The sequence below is a fragment of the Streptomyces sp. WELS2 genome (genome assembly GCF_013870595.1).
Taxonomy (GTDB): Bacteria; Actinomycetota; Actinomycetes; order Streptomycetales; family Streptomycetaceae; genus Streptomyces.
The window spans coordinates 1-3,240 of sequence record NZ_JACBWZ010000713.1 but is presented as its reverse complement, the minus strand read 5'-3'; the positions used below and the strand labels follow the sequence as shown (position 1 = coordinate 3,240).

At 73.2% G+C, this 3,240-nt stretch carries 3 protein-coding genes and 1 pseudogene; 2 read left to right on the top strand and 2 right to left on the bottom strand.

The genetic code is table 11. From position 1 onward, the window contains the following. Positions 1–113: 113 nt before the first annotated feature. Both H5J33_RS28605 and H5J33_RS28600 read right to left on the bottom strand, forming a co-directional pair. The gene (locus H5J33_RS28605) at positions 114–791 is read right to left on the bottom strand and encodes a uracil-DNA glycosylase (protein ID WP_181797723.1); all 678 of its coding nucleotides are present in this window, start codon (positions 789–791) and stop codon (positions 114–116) included. 143 nt (positions 792–934) lie between these two features. Continuing rightward, positions 935–2,023 carry an exo-alpha-sialidase gene (locus tag H5J33_RS28600; protein WP_181797722.1) on the bottom strand — a complete coding sequence of 363 codons (1,089 nt, stop codon included), beginning with the start codon at positions 2,021–2,023 and terminating at the stop codon, positions 935–937. A 357-nt stretch (positions 2,024–2,380) separates the two neighbouring features. Between H5J33_RS28600 and H5J33_RS28595 the strand changes: the two are divergent. Both H5J33_RS28595 and H5J33_RS28590 read left to right on the top strand, forming a co-directional pair. After that, positions 2,381–2,815, top strand: a pseudogene (locus H5J33_RS28595) (DUF1731 domain-containing protein); the annotation flags it as partial. 183 nt (positions 2,816–2,998) lie between these two features. Then, positions 2,999–3,240, top strand: a 242-nt coding sequence (locus H5J33_RS28590) for an FAD-dependent oxidoreductase (RefSeq protein ID WP_181797721.1), incomplete at its 3' end; no start/stop codon positions are given.

The following is a 3,240-nucleotide window of genomic DNA, read 5'->3' as shown; positions in this document are numbered from 1 at the left end:
GGTGCGGACCGGCTCCCGGGTCTCGCCCCGCGCCGAGGGCTCCCGCCCGGGCACACCGACGGCGACCCGGAGGCCGGAACCGCCGGAGTCCACGGCGAGATACCCCGCAGCCGTCACGGCAGACGCCAGTCCACCGGCTGTCCGCCCTGCTGCATCAGCAGGTCGTTGGCCCGGCTGAACGGGCGCGAGCCGAAGAAGCCGCGGTCGGCCGACATCGGCGAGGGGTGCGCGGACTCCACCGCCGGCAGACTGCCGAGCAGCGGACGCAGATTGCGGGCGTCGCGGCCCCACAGGATCGACACCAGCGGTTTCCCGCGGGCCGCCAGGGCCCGGATCGCCTGCTCGGTGACCTCCTCCCAGCCCTTGCCGCGGTGCGCCCCCGGGCTGCGCGGCGCGGTGGTCAGCGCCCTGTTGAGCAGCAGGACGCCCTGCTGCGTCCACGGGGTGAGATCCCCGGTGGACGGCTGCGGCAGCCCGAGGTCGCCGTGCAGCTCGCGGAAGATGTTGATCAGGCTGGGCGGCAGCGGGCGTACCTCCGGCGCGACGGAGAACGACAGTCCCACCGCGTGCCCGGGCGTGGGGTACGGGTCCTGACCGACGATCAGGACGCGTACCTCGTCGAAGGGCTGCTGGAAGGCCCGCAGGACGTTCGGTCCGGACGGGAGGTACGTGCGTCCCGCGGCGATCTCCGCGCGCAGGAAGTCGCCCATCTCGGCGATCCGTCCGGCGACGGGTTCGAGGGCCTTCGCCCAGCCCGGTTCGACGATTTCATGCAACGGTCGTGGTGCCACGGGCGTCACCCTACTGCCGTACACCCGCCGCCGATCAACCGACGGCCGGAGCACGACCCGGTCCGGCCACCCGCCCCGGCCCGTCCGGCGGCCCCGCCGACCGGTGCGCGCGGGGGAGCCCGGCCGGACCGATCCCTGGCCGGTCAGCCGATCACCGCCGCCCGTACGCACAGGACGTCCGGCAGGTGGGCGGCCAGCCGCCGCCAGCTGTCGCCGTCGTCGGCGGAGGCGAACACCTCGCCGTTGCGGTTGCCGAAGTACACCCCGGCGGGGTCGTGGTCGTCCGTGCACAGGGCGTCCCGCAGCACCGTGCCGTAGTGGTCCGCCTCCGGCAGTCCCTCGGCCAGCGGCTCCCAGGAGCGGCCCGCGTCGGCCGTGCGGAACACCCGGCAACGGTGCCCGGCGGGCACCCGGTCGACGTCCGCGTCGATCGGGAAGACGTACGCCGTGTCGCCCCGGTGCGGATGGGCGGCCACCGCGAAGCCGAACGTGGACGGCAGGTCCGCGCCGATGTCGGTCCACCGCGCGCCCGCGTCGTCGCTGCGGTACACCCCCCAGTGGTTCTGGAGGTACAGCCGGTCCGGGGTGCGCGCGTCTCTGGCGATCTTGTGCACGCACTGGCCGAACTCCGGATACGGGTCGGGCAGGAACACCGCGGACACCCCGGAGTTGGACGGCGCCCAGCTCGCACCGCCGTCCGTCGTGCGGAACACCCCCGCCGCCGAGACGGCCACCGTCACGGACCGCGGATCGCGCGCGTCGGTGAGCACCGTGTGCAGGCCCTCGCCGCCCAGGCCCGGCACCCACCGGGACCGGGACGGGTGCTCCCACAGCGGCCGGACCAGGACGAAGCTCTCGCCGCGGTCCTCCGAGCGGTACAGCGCGGCCGGTTCCGTGCCCGCGTACACCACGTCCGGCTCGGCCGCGGACGGGTGCAGCTGCCAGACGCGCTCCAGGGAGGCACCGGTGTCCTCGGGGAACCTCACGGCGGGCCGGGCCGGTTCGGTCCAGGTGCGGCCGAGGTCGTCGGAGTGGAACACCGAGGGCCCCCAGTGGGTGCTGGAGCCGCCCGCCAGCAGCCGGGGCCGGGACGTCCGGGTGTCGATCGCGACCGAGTACACGGCCTGCGCGTTGAAGTACGGACGTGCGTCGAACTCCCAGCGTCCGCCGCTCCGCCGCCGCCCGATGAACAGGCCCTTGCGGGTTCCCACCGCGAGCAGTACCTCGGCCATGACCGATCACCTCCAGGACACCGTTGTCCGGGTAGTCGTCAGATATCGGCCAGTGTGCACCCCACCACTGACAATCCCCCCAGCATGGGTGTTTGCCCAGGTAACACCCCATGTCGCCGGCCAGTGGCGAAGATCGGCCGGTTCCGTTCCGGCATGCGCCTGCGCAAGAGGGGTGTCTCGTGCGACCGTCGGGGTGACGGCTCGTCGTGAGCAGCGGAGCGATCCCTCCCGTACGGGAGGGCGGTCCGGCCGGTCGGTGCGCTCGTGAGGAGGATGCCCTTGAAGGCGTTCCGTGGTCCGAAGGTGTGGCTGTGGCGCTGGCGGCGGAACCCGCTCAGACGCCGGGCCGACGTGGTGGAGGCCTGGGTGCGGACGGTGTTCCTGCGCACGGGTCTGGTGGTGGCCCGGGGCGGTGGCGCCTGGGGGCGGCTGTTCCCGCTGTTCCGGGCGGGGCTCGGGGGGCGGCTGGGCGACGGACGGCAGTACTGGTCGTACATCGCGCTGCACGACGAGGTGGCCGCGATCCGGCACCTGATCGACCGGGACGACCTGTCCGGCCCGTTCAACCTGACCGCCCCGCAGCCGCTGACGAACCGTGAGGTCACCGCGGCGATGGGCCGGGTGCTGCGCCGGCCGGCGGTGTGCGCGGTGCCCGGCGCGGTGCTGCGCGCGGTCCTCGGGGAGATGGCCGGGGATGTGCTGGGCAGTCAGCGGGTGGTGCCCAGGCGGCTGCTGGAGTCGGGGTTCCGGTTCGCGTTCCCCGGCATCGAGGAGGCGATCCGAGCGGCGTAATGAGCCGGTTGACAACACGGGAGAACAAAAGTGACCGTATGCGACCTCCATGCGACCGTGCCCTGTTGATGCGCGACTCCTCCCGACCGATCACCGCCCTAACCTCGATCCGAACTCGGGTAACCGTGGCGCCAGTCGGAGGCATGGCTCCTCCACCGGCCGCGTAACCACAGGAGGGGCCTCGTGCTTGAGCCCGCGTACCAGGTGGACGTCGTCATCGTGGGGGCCGGCATCGCCGGCCTCTCGGCCGCTCACCGGCTGACCAGCGCCGGAATCACCACCGCGGTCCTGGAGGCCGCCCCGTACGTCGGCGGTCGCATGTCGACGGAGAAGGTCGACGGCTTCCGGCTCGACCGCGTCGGACAGCTGCTGTCCACGTCGTACCCCGAACTCCGGCTGACCCCGGGCCTGGCCGAGCTGGCCGT